Raw genomic sequence first — 20,165 nt, 5'->3', positions numbered from 1 at the left:
GCTCCCGGGGACTGGTGGTTGGGGTCAGCGCGAACCGAACTCGTCGTCGATCAGGGCGAGGAGATCCTCCGGCGAGGCGGCTTCCAGATCGGCGGTGGATTCCGGGACACGGTCCGGTTTCCTCGCCGACCAGGCGGTCAGCAGCCGCCGCAGCCGCACATCGATGTCCGGGTCAGCGGGATCGGCCTCGTCGAGAAGGGCTTCGAGACGGGTGATCTGCTCGGTCACCGGGGCTGCCGGGCCGGTCTCCGCGAGCAGTTCGGCTCGCAGGTACTTGGCCAGCGTGTCCGGTGCCGGGTAGTCGAACACCACCGTGGTGGGCAGTTGCAGACCGGTTTCGGCCGCCAGCGCGGAGCGGAACTCGACCGCGGTGAGCGAATCGAATCCCAGGTCCAGAAAGCCCCTTGCCGGGGCGATCGCGGCCGGTCCGGCATGCCCGAGCACGGTCGCGGCGTGCCCGCGGACCAGGTCCAGCAGGGTGCGCTCCTGCTCCGGGCCGGACTGACCGGCGAGCCTGCGCCGCAGTTCTCCGGCCTCGGCCGCGGCCGCTCGGCGGCGCACCGCGGGGACCAGGTCCCGCAGCACCGGCGGAAGCAGACCCGCTCCCGCGGCCGCGGCCAGCGCGCTCCGGTCGAGCCGCACCGGTACCGTCGCGGCCGGATCGGTGGCCAGCGCGCGGTCGAACAGTGCCAGACCGTCCGCTGTGGACAGTGCCGGGAAACCGGTGCGGTTGAGGCGTTGTGCGGCCGATGCGTCGAGCGCGCCGCCCATCCCCTCGGCCCAGCGGCCCCAGGCGAGCGAGCGCGCGGGCAGCCCGAGCGCCCGCCGATAGGTGGCCAGGCCGTCGAGGAACGCGTTCGCCGCCGCGTAGTTGCCCTGCCCGGCATTGCCGAGTACCCCGGCAGCCGAGGAGAACAGCACGAACGCGGCGAGGTCACGCTCCTTGGTCAGTTCGTGCAGCTGCCAGGCCGCGGCCGCCTTCGGTTCGAAGACCGCGGCGAGGCGCTCCGGAGTCTGGGCCTCGACCAGCCCGTCGTCGACGACACCCGCCGCGTGCACGACCGCGCTCAGCCTCGGGATTCCCTTCAGCAGACCGGAAAGCGCCTCGTGGTCGGCGACATCGCAGGGCTGTACCCGCACGTGCGCACCGAGCTCGTCCAGTTCGGCGGTGAGTTCGGCGGCGCCGGGAGCCTCCGGTCCGCGGCGGCTCGCCAGCACCAGATCGGTGACTCCGTGTGCCCGCACCAGATGCCGGACCACGTGGGCGCCGAGGCCGCCGGTGCCACCGGTGACGAGCACCGTGCCCTCGCCGAGTTCGGGCAGGCGCCCGGCGGGTTCGCGCACCGGTTCCAGCCGCGGTGTGTACGCCACACCATCCCGCAGCAGCAATTGCGGTTCGCCGGTGGCCAGCGCCCGGCCCAGCAGCGCGGTATCACCGTCCCCATCCACGAGCACGAACCGCCCAGGATGCTCGGACTGCGCGGACCGCACCAGGCCCCAGACCGCGGCGGCGACCGGATCGGCGCCGTCGTACTCGGACAGAGCCACCGCACCCGCGGTCAGCACGATCAGACGGCTCTCGGCGTACCGCGGTTCGGCCAGCCATTCCTGGAGAGCGGAGAGCACCCGCTCGGTCGTCTCCCGGGCCGCACCGAGGAGGTCACCGTCGGATTCGGACAGTTCGAGCACGACGGCGGGCGGAGCCTCGTTCCCCGGCTGCCCCCAGCGTGCCCAGTCCACCTCGGTGTCACCGAGCGCGGCCTGGTTCCAGGCCAGCCGATGCAGGTTCTGCTCCTCGCTCCCCGCAACGGCCGGGCGCTCACCGAAGGCCACCCCGGCGGAGAGCACCGGAGCACCCGAGACATCGAAGACGGTCAGCTCGCCCTCCTCGGTCAGCCGCGCCCGGACGGTCGTCGCTCCGGCGGCGTACAGGGTCACGTTGCGCCAGGCGACCGGCCAGCCGTGCGTGCCGAGCAGCGGCTCGAGCAGACCGGGCGGCAGTCCGTAGAGCTGCGCGGTGTCCTCCGCGGCGTCCGGGGCGATCAGCTCGGTGAGCGGACCCTCCGGTGCCTCCGGGGCCGGGGCGGGTGCGCTCATCAGGTGTCCGGTGGCATGCCGCTGCCAGTCCCGGCCTGCCCGGGAGTGAACGGACACCGCGCGCCTGCCGTCCTGTTCCGGTCCGACGGCGACCTGGACCTCGCGGTCCCCGGTCAGTGGGGCCTCGACGCGCAGTTCGGCCAGGTTGCCCCACCCCGCCTCGTCGCCCGCCCGGATCGCCAGCTCCACCAGCAGGGTGTCCGCCGGTTCTCCAGGCAGCATCCCGTTGCACAGCACCGAACCGTCACCGGCCGAGGTGACCGCGGTGGCCAGCACCGGGTGCCGCAGTTCGCCGGACGCGGCCGCCCGCGCGGGTTCGCGCAGCCAGAACCGCTCGTGCTGGAACGCGTAGGTCGGCAGTTCCACGGTGTTCGGCCGGGACGGGGCGAAGTAGGCGGACCAGTCGACCTCGACACCGCGCACATGCAGGCGGGCCAGGGCGGCCACGGCAGAGTCCGGTTCCTCGTGGCCGGCGCGCAGGGCCGGGACCGCAGTCCCGCTCTCGGCGGCCAGCGCGGACAGGACCGCGTCCGGGCCGATCTCCAGGAACGTGGTCACGCCCTCGGCGCGCAGCGTTTCGACGGCGTCGGCGAACCGCACCGGTTCCCGCACGTGGCGCACCCAGTGGTCCGGATCGCCGAGCTGTGTGCCCAATGCCCCGGTCCGGGTGGACACGATCGGGATCGACGGCTCGGCGTAGCTCAGCTTCCCGGCGATCTCGGCGAATTCGGCCAGCATCGGATCCATCAGCGCCGAATGGAAGGCGTGCGAGACCTCCAGGCGTTTCACCTTGCGTCCCCGGGCTTCCAGTGCGGCCGCGGCCGCGGTCACCGCCGTCTCGGTTCCGGAGAGCACCACCGACCGCGGACCGTTGACCGCCGCGAGACCCGCGCCGGCGGAGAGGAACTCGGCGATCTCGGCCTCACTCGCCTCGACGGCGATCATCGCGCCCCCTTCGGGCAGGGCCTCCATCAGCCGTCCACGCGCCTCGATCAGGGTGACCGCGTGCTCCAGGGACAGCACCCCGGCGACATGCGCCGCGGCGATTTCACCGATCGAGTGCCCGGCGAGGAACGCGGGCCGTACTCCCCAGGACTCGAAGAGCCGGTAGAGCGCGACCTCGAGAGCGAAGATCGCGGGCTGGGCGGTACCGGTCCGGCCGAGTGCGGCGTCGTCCACGTCCCGCACGGCGGGGAGCAGTTCGGCGATCTCGTCGTAGGCCGCCGCGAACGCGGGGAATGCGGCGTACAGCTCGCGCCCCATTCCGGCCCGCTGGGAACCCTGGCCGGTGAACAGGAACGCCGTGCGGCCCGGCACCGCCGCACCGGTGATCACGTTCGGCGCCGCCGTTCCCTTGGCCAGGGCGTCCAGCCCGGCGGCCGCATCACCCATGATCACGGCGCGGTGTTCGTGCTGGGTCCGGGTGGTTGCCAGGGAGAAGCCGACATCCGCCGCGGCGCCGAGTTCGTCCACAGTGGACATGAGCCGCGCGGCCTGCGCGGCCAGTGCCTCCGGGGTGCGCCCCGCGACCGGATAAACGGCGACCGGCAGTGACTCCGCGGGCCGCGGCTCGGATCGTTCGGGTGCCTGTTCCAGGATCACGTGCGCGTTGGTGCCGCTGATCCCGAACGAGGAGACACCGGCTCGCCGCGGGCGATCGGTCTCCGGCCACGCGCGTTCCTCGGCCAGCAGGGCGACCTTGCCGGATTCCCAGTCCACGTGCGGAGACGGCTCGTCCAGGTGCAAGGTCTTGGGCAGCATGCCGTGCTCGATCGCCTCGACCATCTTGATGATCCCGGCGACACCGGCAGCGGCTTGGGTGTGCCCGATGTTCGACTTGATCGAGCCCAGATACAGCGGTTCCGTGCGTCCCTGGCCGTAGGTGGACAGCAGCGCCTGTGCCTCGATCGGATCACCAAGAGCCGTACCGGTGCCATGCGCCTCGACGACGTCCACAGTGGACGCTTCCACTCCGGCATTGCCCAGTGCCGCACGGATGACCCGCTGTTGCGAGGGACCGTTCGGCGCGGTCAGCCCGTTCGAGGCACCGTCCTGATTGACCGCGGAACCCTTGACGAGCGCCAATACGCGATGCCCGTTGCGGCGTGCCTCGGAAAGCCGTTCCAGGACCAGGAATCCGACCCCCTCGGCCCAGTTCGTTCCGTCGGCGGCACCCGCGAACGGTTTGCACCGCCCGTCCGGGGCCAGCCCACGCTGCCGGGAGAATTCGATGAACATGTCCGGCGAGGCCATCACGTTGACGCCGCCGGCCAGCGCCAGGGTGCACTCGCCGGCACGCAGTGCCTGTGCCGCGAGGTGCACGGCGACCAGCGAGGAGGAACACGCCGTGTCCACCGACACCGCAGGGCCCTCCAGACCGAGCGCGTAGGCGACCCGGCCGGAGATGACGCTGCTGAACGAGGCCGTACCGAGGAAGCCCTGCACCTGCTCGGGAATCGCGCTCAGCCGGGAGACATAGTCATTGGACAGCGCCCCCGCGAACACCCCGGTGGTGCTGCCACGTAAGGAGGCCGGATCGATCCCGGCCCGCTCCACCGCTTCCCACACGGTCTCCAGCACCTGGCGCTGCTGCGGGTCCATGGCAAGGGCCTCGCGCGGCGAGATCCCGAAGAACTCCGGATCGAAATCGCCCGCATCGTAAAGGAATGCGCCTTCGGAGGCGTACGTCGTGCCGCGGTGATCGGGATCCGGGTGGAACAGCGAGTCCAGCGGCCAGTCGCGATCGGCGGGGAATTCGCCGACTCCGTCACCGCCCTCGGCGACCAGCTGCCACAGCTGCGCCGGTGAGCGGACCTCGCCCGGATAGCGGCAGCCCATGCCGACGATCGCGATCGGATCGGCCGTCGTGCCGGTTCCCGCCACTTCGGGAACCGCGGCGACCGGGACCGCCTCCTCGGAACCGAGGAGTTCGGTGCGCAGATAGCTGCTCAGCGCCGCGGGTGTCGGGTGGTCGAAGACGAGCGTGGCGGGCAGCCGCAGCCCGCTCGCGGCATTGAGGCGGTTGCGCAGTTCCACCGCGGTGAGCGAGTCGAAACCGATCTCGCTGAACGCCCGGCTCGCGGCGATCCCGCTCGGGTCACCGTGCCCGAGCACCAGCGCGACCTCGCGGCGCACCAGGTCGAGCAGCAGTTCCTCCTGTTCGGCCCCGGGCAGCGCGGCCAGGCTGCGGCGCAGTTCGCCCGCCTGCTCGGCGGTAGCCGTCCTGGCCTTCGCCCGTGCGGAGCCGCCGACGAGGGCACGGATCAACGGGGAGATCGGCGCCTCGCTGGCCCGCACCGTCGCGCGGTCGAGTTTCAGTCCGAGCAGCACCGCGTGGTCGAGGCCGACCGCGCGGTCGAACATCGCCAGGCCCTCCTCGCCCTCGATCGGCGGGAAACCGCTGCGCCGCATGCGTTCCTCGCCCGCATCACCGAGCTCTCCGCGCATCCCGCCGGACCACAGGCCCCAGGCGATCGACTGCGCGGCCCGCCCTTCGGCCCTGCGGTGAACCGCGAGACCGTCCAGGAAGGCGTTCGCGGCCGCGTAGTTGCCCTGCCCGGGATTGCCGAGCACCCCGGCGGCCGAGGAGAAGTTCACGAACCAGCGCAACGGAAGATCTGCGGTCAGCTCGTGCAGCTGCCAGGCGGCGTCCGCCTTCGGCGCGAAAACCCGCTCCATCCGTTCCGGGCTCAGCATCTCGATCGGGCCGTCGTCGAGCACACCGGCGGCGTGCACCACACCGGTGAGCGGATGCTCGGCCGGGATCCCGGCGAGCAGCGCGGCGACGGCCTCCCGGTCGGAGCTGTCGCAGGCGGCGACCCGGACCGAGGCGCCCAGCTCCGTCAGCTCCGCGGCCAGTTCCGCAGCGCCGGGGGCATCCGGTCCGCGACGGCTGGTCAGGATCAGATTGCCGACGCCGTGTTCGGTGATCAGGTGCCGGGCCAGCATCGCGCCGAGCCCGCCGGTGCCCCCGGTGATCAGCACGGTCTCGTGTGGCTGCGGTCCGCGCGGGATGGTCAGCACCAGCTTGCCGACGTGCTTCGCCTGGCTGAGCAAGCGAAACGCCTCGGGCGCGCGCCGCACGTCCCACACCCGGCGCGGCAGCGGAGCGAACGCGCCCGCCTCGAACAGTTCCAGGACCTCGGCCCACATCCGGGAGAACTGGTCCGGCCCCGCCTCGATCAGGTCGTAGGGCCGGTAGTGCACGCCCGGGTGTTCGGCGGCGACCTCCTCCGGATCGCGCAGACCGGCCTTGCCCATCTCGAGGAACCGGCCGCCGCCGGGCAGCAGCCGCAGGGACGCGTCCACGAACTCCCCGGTGAGCGCGTCGAGCACGACATCGACGCCGCGGCCCTGGCTGGTGGCCAGGAACTGCTGCTCGAAATCCAGGGTGCGGGAGTTGGCGATGTGCGCCTCGTCGAGCCCGGCCTCGCGCAGCAGGTGCTGCTTGGCCGGGCTGGCCGTGCTGTACACCTCGGCGCCGAGATGACGGGCGATCTGGATCGCGGCCATCCCGACCCCACCGGCCCCGGCGTGGATGAGCACACTCTCCCCGGCCCGCAGCCCGGCGAGCTCCTTGAGCCCGAAGTACGCGGTGAGGAAGACCAGTGGCACCGAGGCGGCCGCTTCGAACGTCCAGCCGTCCGGGATGCGCGCGCACATCGAGCGCTGCGCGGTGGTGACCGTGCCGATACCGCCGAGGGCGACGCCCATCACCGGATCGCCGGGAGCGAGATCGTCCACGTCGGCCCCGACCTCGGTGACGGTTCCGGCCACCTCGTTGCCGAGCGGTCCGGGTTCGCCGTCGAACATGCCGAGCACGTTCAGCGCGTCCCGGAAGTTCAGGCCCGCCGCCGATACCGCGATGCGGATGTCGCGCGGCGCAAGGGGGTCCAGCGCCTGTGGGCACGGCTCGATGCGCAGTTCCTCCAGCGTCCCGCGCGCGGCCATGCCGAGCCGCCAGGCCTGCTCCGCGGGCGGGGACAGGACATCGGGTCCCGGCACCGGGCCGAGGCGCGGCACGGAGAACTCGCCTTCGCACACCGCCAGCTGCGGTTCACCGCTCGCCAGCGCGGCGGCGACCTCCGCGCCGGTGAGGTCTCCGCTGTCGCTGTCCACGAGGACGAACCGGCCAGGGGATTCGCTCTGCGCGGACCGGACGAGGCCCCAGACCGCGGCCGCGGCCGGATCGACCCGCCCGCCGGTGGCGCCCGTGGTGAGGATGATCAGTCGTGCCTCGGCGAAGCGCTCCTGGCTCGACCACCGCTGCAGCACGCCGAGCACTTCCCGGGTGGCCAGCCGCGCACTGCCCGCCGCGTCCACCGGATCGGTCAGCACGGGCAGCACGACCACCGGTGGAACCGGGCCGTCACCGAGGCGTCCGTGGAAGGCCCACTCCACGGCTTCGGGCTCCCCGGGTACCGGAAGCGGGGCCCAGTCGAGCCGCCACAGTGCGTCCATCCCGGGCGCCGCGGGCGCGGTGAGCGGGCCCGCGGTGAGCTCCCGCAGGGTCAGCGAACCCACGGTGATCACCGGAGCGCCGGTGCCATCGGCCGCGTGCAGTGTGACCGCGCCGGATTCCTCGCGGCCGATCCGCAGCCGCAGCCGGTCGGCGCCACCGGCGTGCAGGGTGACCTGCTGCCAGAGGAACGGCAGCTGCGCACCCCCGCCCTCGCCGGTGAGCAGGCCGATCGCGTGCAGTCCGGCATCCAGCAGCGCGGGATGCAGACCGAAGTGTTCGGCACCGGATGTCACGGTGTCCTCGGGCAATACCGCTTCGGCGAAGATCTCGGTTCCCGCGCGCCAGGCCCGGGTCAGGCCACGGAAACTCGGCCCGTACTCCATACCGGCCGCGGCGAACGCCGGATAGACCTCGGTGAGATCGATCGGCTCCGCATCGCGCGGGGGCCATGCGGTCAGCTCGAACCCGGCATCGGGGGCCACCGGCGCGAGGGTTCCGGTGCCGTGCAGCGTCCACGCACCCTCTCCGGCGCGGGAGTAGACCGCGGCGGCACGGCGGCCGGTTTCGTCCGGACCGGCCACCGCGAGCTGCACGTCGATCGCCCCGTCGAGCAGCATCGGCTCCCGCAGGGTCAGTTCCTCCAGGTGCGCGCAACCGGTCTCGTCGCCCGCGCGCAACACCAGTTCGACCAGCGCGGTGCCCGGAACGACCACGGAGCCGCCGACCGCGTGATCGGCCAGCCAGGGCTGGATGGACGGGGAGATCCGGCCGGTGAGGACCACGCCGGAATCCTCGGCAAGATCCACGGACGCGCCGAGCAGCGGATGAGCGGCGTCGGCAAGACCGAGCCCACTCGGATCACCGGCTCCCCGGGTACCGCGCAGCCAGTAGGTGTCCCGTTGGAACGGATAGGTCGGCAGGTCCACGGTCCGGGCACCGGTGCCCGCGTAGAACCTCGTCCAGTCCACCGGGGCACCGCGCACGTGCAGCTCGGCGAGCACGGACAGCGCGGTCCCGGTCTCCGGCCGGTCCCGGCGCAGCACCGGCACCGTCAGGGTGTCCTCGTCGGGCAGCGACCTCGCCGCCATACCCGCCAGCACCGAGTCCGGCCCGATCTCGATGAACCGGGAGACGCCCTCCTGGCGCAGAAACCGGACACCGTCGGCGAACCGGACCGGCTGGCGCACGTGCCGCGGCCAGTATCCGGGCACCGTCACCTCGTCCGGGCCGGCGAGCCGTCCGGTCACATTGGACACCACCGGGATCGTCGGCTCGTGGTAGCTCACCTGCTCGGCGATCGCGCCGAATTCGGTCAGCATGCCGTCCATCCGCGCCGAGTGGGAGGCGTGCGAGATGTTGAGCCGTTTGGTCTTCCTGCCGCGCTCGGCGAACTTCGCCGCGAGCGCCTCGGCCGCCGCCTCCTCACCGGAGACCACGACCGAATCGGGCGCGTTGAGGGTGCCGATCGCCAGGCCCTCGGACAGTTCCGCGCCGACCTCTTCCTCGCTGGCCTGGATGCCGATCATGGCGCCACCGGGTGGCTGCGCTTCCATCAGCCGACCTCGGGCGGCCACCATCCGTGCCGCGTCGGCGAGGTCCCAGACCCCGGCGACATGCGCGGCGGCGAGCTCACCGGCGGAGTGCCCCACCACGTAATCGGTGCGCACTCCCCAGCTCTCCAGCAGCCGGAACAACGCCACCTGGAGGGCGAACAGGGCAGGCTGGGCATAGCCCATCCGGTCCAGTGGTGCCTGTTCGGTACCGAAGACCAGTTCGGCGAGCGGGCGGTCGAGGTGCTCGTCGAGCGCGGCACAGGCCTCGTCGAACGCTGCCCGGTACACCGGAAAGGCGTCGTAGAGCTCCCTTCCCATCCCGCAACGCTGCGATCCCATCCCGGAGAACAGGAACGCGGTCCGCCCGTGCGATGGTTCACCGGTGACCACCCCCGGAGCGGGGACGCCCTCGGCCAGCGCGGTCAGCCCGGCGACGAGATCCGGACGAGTGCTGCCGACCACCGCGGCGCGGGTTTCGAGCGCGGTGCGGGTGCTCGCCAGCGACCATCCCAGGTCGAGCGGGTCGATATCGTCCACTGTGGACAGCAGCTGGCGCGCGGTCGCCCGCAGCGCGGCCGGGCCACGGGCGGAGAGAACCCACGGCTGGGCTGCGGGCGGAGTCCGCGCACCGGCCTGCTCCTCGGCGGCGGGCGCCTGTTCCAGGATGATGTGCGCATTGGTCCCGCTCAGACCGAACGCCGAGACCCCGGCCCGGCGCGGCCGCTCGCCCGATGGCCAGGCGCGGCGCTCGGTGATCAGTTCCACGGCCCCCGCGGACCAGTCGACGTGCGGCGTGGGTTCGTCGATGTGCAGCGTCTCGGGCAGTACGCCGTGCCGCATCGCCTCGATCATCTTGATGATTCCGGCCGCGCCCGCCGCGGCCTGGGTGTGCCCGATGTTCGACTTGATCGAGCCGAGCCACAGCGGCTCCTCCCGGTTCTGGCCGTAGGTGGCCAGCAGGGCCTGCGCCTCGATCGGGTCGCCGAGCGCGGTACCGGTGCCGTGCGCCTCGACCGCGTCGATCTCGGCCGCGTCGAGTTTCGCGTTGGCCAGCGCCGCCCGGATCACCCGCTGCTGCGAAGGACCATTGGGTGCGGTCAGGCCGTTGGACGCGCCGTCGGAGTTGACCGCCGAGCCGCGGATCACCGCGAGGATCCGGTGCCCGTTGCGCCGGGCGTCGGACAGCTTCTCCAGCAACAGCATGCCCGCGCCCTCGGACCAGCCGGTGCCATCGGATGCCTTGGCGAACGCCTTGCAGCGACCGTCCGCGGCCATCCCGCGCTGCCGGGAGAACTCCACGAAGGTCTCCGGGGTGGCCATCACCGTGACCCCGCCGGCCAGGGCGAGCGAGCACTCCCCCGAACGCAGCGCGTGCGCGGCGAGGTGCACCGCGACGAGGGAGGACGAGCAGGCCGTGTCGATCGTGACGGCCGGGCCCTCCAGGCCGAGCGTGTAGGCGATCCGGCCGGAGAGCACACTGCTGGAGGCCCCGGTACCGAGAAACCCTTCGACCTCCTCGGTGGCACCGTCCGAGCCGGACACGTACTCGCTGCGCATCGCCCCGGCGAACACCCCGGTGTCGCTGCCCTTGAGCCGCGCGGTGTCCAGGCCGGCCCGTTCGAAGGTCTCCCAGGTGACCTCCAGCAACAGCCGCTGCTGTGGGTCCATGGCCAGCGCCTCCCGCGGCGAGATACCGAAGAAGCCCGCGTCGAATTCGGCCGCCTCGTGCAGGAACCCGCCCTGGTCGCAGTAGGTCGTGCCGCGGTGCTCCGGATCCGGGTGATACAGCGCCTCGAGGTCCCAGCCGCGGTCGGCCGGGAACGCCGAGATGCCGTCGCCGCCACCGGAAACCAAGTCCCACAGGCCTTCCGGGGAGCTCACCCCGCCCGGGTAACGGCAGGCCATGCCGACGACGGCCAGCGGTTCGGAATCACTCTCCTCGGCCTCCTGGAGCCGTCGCCGCGTCTCGCGCAGTTCGGCGGCCAGTCGCTTGAAATAGTCGAGCGTGCGCTCGTCGGTGGTCATAGCGGTGGTCCTCCTAGCGGCGACGGAGCCGTGGCGCCGGGCCCGGGTCAGAGTTCGTTGTCCAGCAGGGCGAACATGTCGTCGATGGTTTCCACGTCGAGGTCGGCGTCGTCCTCGCCGTCCGGCCTGGTCCGCTCCTGCCAGAGGGTGACCAGCTTCCGGAGTTTCGCCTCGATTTCCGCGCCCTCGGCAGCCGAGATGTCCACTGTGGACAATTCGGCGGCGAGCCGGTCGATTCCGGCGGTCACCCCGGTTTCCGGTTCGGGGGCCGCGGGGACCACCTCGGACTGCAGGAAGGCGGCCAGCGCGTTCGGGGTCGGATAGTCGAAGACGAGGGTCGCGGGCAGTCGCAGCCCGGTGGCCGCGTCGAGCCCGTTGCGCAGTTCGACGGCGGTCAGCGAGTCGAAGCCGAGTTCGGTGAACGCCCGGTCCGGTTCGATCGCGTCCGGGCCCGCGTGCCCGAGTGCGGCCGCGGCCTGACCGCGGACCACGCCGAGCAGTACCTGTTCCGCGTCCGGCCCGGACAGTCCGGCTAGCCTGCGCTTGAGCCCCTCGGCCGGTGCCGCCGCGGCAGCCGGTGCGGCACGGCGGGCGGACCCGCGCACGAGACCGCGCAGCAGCGGCGGAATCGGGCCCGGTTCGGTGCGCAGCCCGGCAAGGTCCAGTTTCACCGGAACCGGCACCGGTTCGGTGAGCCCGATCGCCCGGTCGAAGAGTTCCAGCCCCTCCGCGGGGGTGAAGCTGCCGACACCGTTACGGCCGATCCGGTCACTGTCCGCCGAGTCGCCCATGCCCTCGGCCCACAGACCGAAGGCGAGCGAGGTGGCGGGCAGGCCGAGGGCCCGCCGGTGCTGGGCGAGGCCGTCCAGGAAGGTGTTGGCCGCGGCGTAGTTCGCCTGCCCCGGCGCGCCGAGCACCCCGGCCGCCGAGGAGAACAGCGCGAACATCGTCAGGGCACGGTCCCGGGTGAGCTCGTGCAGGTTCCATGCCGCATCCACCTTGGGGCGCAACACGTTCAGCAACCGCTCGGTGGTCAGCCCGGTGAGCAGGCCGTCGTCCAGCACTCCGGCCGCGTGGATGACCCCGGTGAGGTCCGGGATCCGGTCCAGCACCGCGGCGAGTGCCCCGCGGTCGGCGGCGTCGCACGGCTCGATCCGCACGGTGGCGCCCAGCCCGGTCAGTTCCGTGGCCAGTTCGGCCGCGCCGGGCGCGTCCGGGCCGCGACGGCTGGTGAGCACCAGATCGGTGATGCCGTGCCGGGACACCAGATGCCTGGCCAGCATCCCGCCCAGTTCCCCGGTACCGCCGGTGATCAGCACGGTGCCGCCGCCCGGGTGACGCGGAACGGTCGGCAGCGGAGTGAGTACACCGGCCTCGAACAAGGCGCTCAGCTCCTCCCATATCCGCGTGATCCGGTCCCGGCCCGCGTCGAGCACATCGGCCGTCCGGTCGGTCACACCGGAATCCTGCCCGTCCGGGCCGCTGTCCGGACCGGTCTCCGCCTTGCGCATTTCCACGAGCCGCCCACCGTGCGGTAACAGGCGCCCGGCCGCCCCGGTGATCTCCTCCGGGGGCTCACCGAGCACCACGTCCGCGCCGCGCTCGTCTCCGGTGTCCCGCACCTCGGCGCCGAAGTGCTCCGCCAGCCGGGCGGCGGCCGTCCCGGCCCCGCCCGCCGCGGTGTGGATCAGTACCGACTCCCCTGCCCCGAGTTCCGCGAGGTCGATCAGGGCGTGGTAAGCGGACAGGAACGCCAGCGGCGCCGTGGCGGCCTGCTCGAACGTCCAGCCCTGCGGAACGCGGGCAAGCAGCTCGCGGTCGGTGCGGATGAGCGGCCCGAACCCACCGCGCACCAGGCCCATCACCGGGTCGCCGGGCGACAGATCGGTGACCGCCGAGCCGGTCTCCGCCACCACCCCGGCAGCCGCCCAGCCGATCCGATCCGGATCCGTGCCGAGCGCGGTGCGCGAGGAGCCGGTATCGGCCGCGCGGACCGCGATCCGGACCGAGCGGGGCTCGAGTGCGGCGGACGGGGCCACGGCGCACAGCCGGGCGGCGTGCACGACGCCGTGCCGCACGGCGAGCTGGGTCTCCTCGCCGAACACCGCGAGCGCGGTCTCCACCTCGGACTCCTCGGCATCCAGCAGCACCAGCCGCCCAGGGTTCTCGGACTGGGCGCTGCGCACCAGGCCCCAGACCGCCGCGGCGGCCGGATCCACGTCGTCGGCCGCGGACACCGCGACCGCGTTCTGCGTGCGCACCACCAGCGGCGCCGCCGGTTCCGCATCGGCCAGTTCCGCGTGCAGGCTCGCCAGCACCCTGGTCAGCAACTCGTGGGTGACCACCGGGGTGTCCGCACCATCCGGTACGGCGGAGAGCACCCGCACCTGCGGGACCGGTGCGGGCTCGTTCGCGATCGGGACCCAGTCCAGCCGGTACAGGTCGGCGGAACTCGATGGTCCCGGCTCGGTGATCTCGCGCAGCGCAAGCGATCCGACCGTCAGGACCGGGGCACCGGCCGCGTCGGTCAGCTGCACCCGGACCGTGTCCGTCCCGGCAGCACTGACCCGGACTCGGGCGGCCGTCGCCCCTACCGCGTGCAGCACCACATCCCGCCACTGGAACGGAAGCCGGGTGGCGTGTGGATCCGCCGAGGGCAGCAGGCCGATCGCGTGCAGCGCGGCGTCGAGCAGTGCCGGGTGCAGGCCGAACCGGGCAGCGTCCTGGTGCAGCGCGGCGGGCAGTTCGAGCTCGGCACAGACATCCTCGCCGATCCGCCAGGCGGCGCGCAGTCCCCGGAACGCCGGACCGTAATGCAGCCCGGCCTGGGCCAGCTCCGTGTACAGCTCGGAGATCTCGAGCGCCTCGGAACCGGGCGGTGGCCAGGCCCCGTCCCCGGCGACCGGATGGGTCTCCGCGCTGCCGAGCAGTCCGCTCGCGTGCGCTGTCCACGGTTCGCCGGCGAGCGCGTCCACGGGTCGCGTGTGGACCGAGACCGGGCGGCGGTCCTCGGCGTTCGGGGCGCCGACCACGACCTGCACCGCCAGGGCACCGCGCTCCGGCAGCACCACCGGCGCGGCCAAGGTCAGCTCGGCCAGCTGCCCGTAGCCCAGTTCCGCTCCGGCCCGCACGGTCAGTTCCACCAGGGCCGCCCCGGGCACCAGCACGGTGTCCCGCACCGCGTGGTCGGCCAGCCAGGGCGCCGCCGTGCGGGACAACCTTCCGTAGGCGATCAGTCCGTCATCGGCGGCGGTCGAGGACATCGCGGCGAGCAGCGGGTGCCCGGTGGAGGTCAGCCCGAGCCCGGCCGCGTCACCGGTGTCGGCTGGCGCCTCGAGCCAGAAACGCTCCCGCTGGAACGCATAGGTCGGCAGCGCGACCTCGCGGGCCCCGGTCCCCGCGAAGAACGCGGTCCAGTCGACCTCCGCGCCACCGGCCAGCAGCCGGGCGAAGGCGGTCTCCGCGGTCTCCGGTTCCTCGCGGTCCTTGCGCAGTACCGGAACGAACACGGCTTCCGGGGCGCTTTCGGTCCCGGCTGCCGAGAGCACCCCGTCGGGCCCCAGCTCGGCGAACCGGGTCACTCCGGCCGCGGCGAGTGTTCCGATGCCCTCGGCGAACCGCACCGGTTCCCGGACATGGCGCACCCAGTAGGCCGGATCGGTCAGCTGCTCGGCGAGCCGGCCGGTGACGTTGGAGACGACCGGGATGGACGGCTCGGCATAGTCGATCGAGCGCGCCACGGTTTCGAATTCCGCCAGCATCGGCTCCATCAGGACCGAGTGGAACGCGTGCGAGACGGCCAGTTCCTTCGTGCGGTGGCCGCGTTCGGCAAGGGCAGCGGCCGCGGCCCGCACCGCGGTGTCCACACCGGACAGGACAACGGATTCCGGTCCGTTGACCGCGGCCAGCCCGACCTCTGCGGAGCAGAACTCGGTGGCTTCGGCCTCGCTGGCCTGCACCGCGATCATCGCCCCACCGGCGGGCAGCGCCTGCATCAGCCGTCCACGGGCCGCCACCAGCTTCGCCGCGTCCGCGAGGGAGAACACCCCGGCCACGTGTGCCGCGGCGATCTCCCCGATCGAGTGCCCGGCAAGGAAATCCGGCCGGATACCCCAGGATTCCAGCAGCCGGAACAACGCCACCTCGACCGCGAACAGGGCGGGCTGGGCCGTTCCGGTGCCGTCGAGCGTTTCGGCATCCGGGATGGCGCGAACCTCCGGCAGCAGGGCGAGCACTTCGTCGTACGCGGCGGCGAACGCCGGGAAGGCTTCGTAGAGCCCGGATCCCATGCCCATCCGCTGCGATCCCTGCCCGGTGAACAGGAACGCCAGCTTCCCTTCCTTCGCCCGGCCGGTGACCATCCGGTCCGCACCGCGTCCCTCGGCGAGTGCGGTCAGCCCGGCGCGCAGCGTCTCGGTGTCCCCGGTGAGCACGGCGCGCCGCTCGAACGCGGTGCGCGTGGTCGCCAGCGAATACGCGATGTCGAGCCGGTCCGCGGAGTCGAGTGTGTCCAGCAACCGCCCGGCCTGGGCGGACAGCGCCTCCTCGGTCCGGGCGGAGAGCAGCCACGGCAGCAGCGCGGGCGTGGACACCGTGCGCGCGCTCTCCGGTCGTTCCGGTGCCTGTTCCAGGATCACGTGTGCGTTGGTGCCGCTGATCCCGAACGAGGACACCGCCGCCCGCCGCGGGCCATCGCCCCGTGGCCACGCGTGTTCCTCGGTCAACAGTGCGACGTTGCCGGATTCCCAGTCCACGTGCGGAGAAGGCTCGTCCACATGCAGCGTTCTGGGCAGCGTCCCGTGGCCGATCGCCTCGACCATCTTGATGATCCCGGCGATACCGGCGGCCGCCTGCGTATGCCCGATGTTCGACTTCACCGAACCCAGATACAGCGGATCCTCCCGGTCCTGACCGTAGGTCGCCAGCAAGGCCTGCGCCTCGATCGGATCCCCCAGGGCCGTGCCGGTGCCATGCGCCTCGACAGCGTCCACAGTGGACGGCTCAACACCCGCATTACCCAAGGCCGCACGAATCACCCGCTGCTGCGCGGGACCGTTCGGCGCGGTCAGTCCGTTCGAAGCGCCGTCGGAGTTGATCGCCGAGCCCTTGACCACCGCGAGCACCCGGTGCCCGTGGCGTTGCGCATCGGAAAGCCGCTCCAGCAACAGGAATCCCGCCCCCTCGGCCCAGCTCGTGCCATCGGCGGCACCCGCGAACGGCTTGCAGCGCCCGTCCGGAGCCAGACCACGCTGCCGGGAGAACTCGATGAACGGATTGGGACTGGACATCACCGCCGCACCGCCGACCAGGGCCAGACCGCATTCGCCCGAACGCAGCGCCTGCGCCGCCCAGTGCAACGCGACCAGCGAGGAGGAACATGCCGTGTCCACCGAGACCGCCGGCCCCTCGAGGCCGAAGGTGTAGGCGACCCGGCCGGACAACACGCTGCCCGCGCTTCCGGTGCCCAGCAGTCCTTCCATGCCTTCCGGGGTCGCGGAAAGCCGTGAGGCGTAGTCGTCGTACATCACCCCGGCGAACACCCCGGTGGCACTGCCACGCAGCGAGACCGGATCGATTCCCGCCCGCTCGAACGCTTCCTGTGCGGTCTCCAGCAGCAGCCGCTGTTGCGGGTCGAGGGTGAGCGCTTCGCGTGGCGAGATACCGAAGAACTCCGCGTCGAATTCGGCGGCCTCGTGCAGGAATCCGCCCGCACGGGTGTAGGAGGTCCCGGGATGATCCGGGTCGGGGTCGAACAGCCGGTCCAGATCCCAGCCACGGTCGGCGGGGAAGCCGGTGATGGCGTCGGTGCCCTCGGCGACGAGTCGCCACAGGTCCTCGGGCGAGCGGACCCCGCCGGGGAAGCGGCAACTCATCGACACGATCGCGATGGGTTCGTCCGGTTCGCTCCGGCGCTCCCGTGTCCCGGAAGTCCCGGTGTCCGCACCGACCAGTTCGGTGCGGACATGGGCGGCCAGTGCCGTCGGGCTCGGATGGTCGAACACCAGTGTCGCGGGCAGCCGCAGCCCGGTCGCCTCGCCGAGCCGGTTGCGCAGTTCCACCGCGGTGAGCGAGTCGAAACCCAGCTCGGTGAACGCGCGCCCGGCTTCGATCGATGCGGCGCTGTGCCCGAGAACGTTCGCCACCTGTCGCCGGACCAGTTCCAGGAGGTGGCTGTGCTGGTCCGCGGCGGACAGTCCGCGGAGTGTGGCCGCCAATCCCTCGGCGGCCGCCGCATTGGCCGCACCACGCCGGTTCGGCACCCGGACCAGTCCGCGCAGCACCGATGGTGGCTCCGCGGTGCGGGCCAGGGAACGCAGCACGGGCAGGTCGAGTTTGACCGGTACCGGTACCGGGGTCTCGACGGTCAGCGCCGCGTCGAAGAGCGCGAGCCCCTCGGCCTCGGTCAGCGCGCCGAACCCGGACCTGGCGAGCCGGTCCACATCGGACTGTCCGCCCATGCCGTCCGCCCACAGGCCATAGGCCACCGAGACCGCGGGCAGTCCCTCGGCGCGGCGGCGGCGGGCGAGGTCGTCGAGCAGCGCGTTGGCGGCGGCGTAGTTCGCCTGGCCGGGGCCGCCGAGAATGCCGGAGACCGAGGACAGCAGCACGAACCGGGTCAGCGAGCGTTCGCGGGTCAGCTCGTCCAGGATCCGGGCCGCGTCGGCCTTCGGCCGCAGGACGGTCTCGAACCGCTCGGGGGTCAGCTCGGTGAGCACGCCGTCGTCCAGAATCCCCGCGGCGTGCACGATTCCGGTCAGGTCCTCGATGCCGTCGAGTAGCTCGCGCATCGCGACCCGGTCGGTGACATCACAGGCCACGACCTCGGCGCCCAGTTCCTCGGCCAGCTCGGCGGCTCCGGGTGCCTCCGGGCCGCGGCGGCTGGTGAGCACCAGCCTGCCGACCCCGTGCACGGTGACCAGGTGGCGGGCGATCGCCGCACCGACGCCGCCGGTCCCGCCGGTGACGAGCACGGTGCCCGGGCCCCAGCCGGTGGGCTCGCCCGGCCGCGTCCGGGTCAGCCGGGGTACTTCGGCGTTCCCGTCCCGGATGCGGACCTCGGGTTCACCGGTGGCCAGCGCGGTGGCCACATCCTCGCCGTCCAGGATGACGAGGCGGTCCGGGTTCTCCGATACCGCGCTGCGGGCCATGCCGCGCACGGCCGCCCCGGCCGGGGAGTCCCCGGTGCGCAGCACGAGCCGGGACTGCGCGAACCGTGGGTCGGCCAGGAAGTCCTGCACGATCCGCAGAGTCGCGGCAAGTGCTTCGTGCGGTTCGGTCTCGGGGACGGTGTGCACGACGGCGGCGGGAGCCGCCGCGCCCGGGTCTTCGCGCAGCGCAGCCTCGATCGGGACGAACGCGGCGGGTTCGCCTGCCGGTTCTGCGTTGACCCAGTCCAGTTCGTACAGCGAGTCCGCATCCGATCGGGCCGGGAGCTGCGCGGTGCGCACCGTGACGGTGCCGAGCGTGGCCACCGGTGTTCCGCCGGCGTCGGTGGCGAGCACCGAAACGTTGTCGGTTCCCCGTTTCTCGGTCCGGACTCGCAGCGCGGTGGCTCCGGTGGCGTGCACGGCGACCCCGGCGAAACCGAACGGCAACCGGCCGCTTTCCCCTGCCAGCAGCGCGATCGTGTGCAGGGCGGCGTCCAGCAGCGCCGGGTGCAGCCCGAAGCCGTCGACCTCGGTGTGTTCCGGCAGGGCCACCTCCGCGAGGACGGTGTCCCCGTCCCGCCAGGCAGCGGTGAGCCCGCGGAACGGCGGCCCGTAGTCGAGCCCCGCGGCGGACATGTCCGCGTAGAAGCCGTCCAGCTCGATCGGTTCCGCGGCGGGTGGCCATTCGCGCAGCCCCTCCGGTGCGGCCCGGTCGGCGGCGAGGGTGCCGCTGGCGTGTTCGGTCCAGTCGCCTTCTTCGACGCGGGAGTGGATCGACACCGGGCGGTGTCCGGCCGTATCGGCCTCGCCCACCAGGACCTGGACCTCGATCGTGCCGCGCTCGGGTAGCACCAGGGGTGCGGCCAGGGTCAGTTCCCGGACCGTCGCGCAGCCCGCTTCGTCGCCGGCACGGATCGCGAGTTCGAGCAGTCCGGTCCCGGGAACCAGAACCTCGCCGAACGCGCGATGTCCGGCCAGCCACGGGTGGGTGGCCGCCGAGAGTCGTCCGGTGAGTACCCAGCCGTCCCGGTCGGCGAGGGGCACCGCGGCACCCAGCAAGGCGTGCCCGGCCGACCGCAGCCCGGCCGCGCGGACGTCCGCCGCTCCGGTTCCGGTGGCCAGCCAGAATCGTTGCCGCTCGAACACCGAGGTGGGCAGGTCGACCGTTCGGGCACCGGTGGGCCGCAACACCGCAGCCCAGTCGACCGGCACTCCGCGGGTGTGTGCGGCGGCCAGGGTGGTGACCGCGGAACCAGCCTCCTCGCGACCGTCGCGCAGGAAGGAGGCGGCGAAGACCTCGTCTCCGGTCAGCGCGGTGAGCACCGCGCTGGGCCCGATTTCCAGGTATTTCGAGACACCGGCCGCGGTGAGCCAGGACAGTCCGTCGGCGAACCGGACGGTGGCGCGGACATGCTCCACCCAGTAGTCCGGTTCGGCGATCCGCTCGGTCCGCTCTCCGTCCACGGTGGACACGAACGGGATCCGGGGGGCGGAAAACTTCAACTCCCCCACCGCCGCGGCGAATTCGGCGAGCATCGGCTCCATCAAGGCCGAATGAAACGCATGCGACACCTCCAGCCGCTTCGACCGGCGACCCGCGAACCGGTCCACCACAGCCGAAACCGCACCATCCACACCAGACAACACAACCGACTCGGGCCCGTTCACCGCCGCCAACGAAACCTCATCCGAGAGAAACCCGGCAACCTCAGCCTCGCTGGCCTGCAAAGCGACCATCGCCCCACCCTCGGGCAACGCCTGCATCAACCGACCACGCGCCTCCACCAGCGTGGCCGCATCCTCCAACGGCAGCACCCCGGCAACGTGGGCTGCCGCGATCTCACCAATCGAATGCCCAGCAACGAAATCCGGCCGAACACC

Annotated in this window: 2 protein-coding genes; both read right to left on the bottom strand. The window is 72.4% G+C overall.

The features are described from left to right. Positions 1-24 precede the first annotated feature (24 nt). Positions 25-11,136, bottom strand: coding sequence for a type I polyketide synthase (locus tag AD72_RS15305; protein WP_031467181.1), 11,112 nt, complete (start codon positions 11,134-11,136; stop codon positions 25-27). Positions 11,137-11,183: 47 nt separating this feature from the next. Further along, positions 11,184-20,165: type I polyketide synthase (locus AD72_RS15300; protein WP_051898659.1), on the bottom strand; the 8,982-nt coding region annotated here is incomplete at its 5' end.

The organism is Sciscionella sediminilitoris, assembly GCF_000737195.2.
GTDB lineage: Bacteria > Actinomycetota > Actinomycetes > Mycobacteriales > Pseudonocardiaceae > Sciscionella > Sciscionella sediminilitoris.
Note: the sequence above shows the minus strand (reverse complement) of the source record. Positions and strands in the feature narration are given on the sequence as shown.

Excerpts from the sequence above, each read along its gene's own strand:
- AD72_RS15305 (WP_031467181.1), bottom strand. The coding sequence starts at position 11,136 with ATGACCACCGACGAGCGCACGCTCGACTATTTCAAGCGACTGGCCGCC.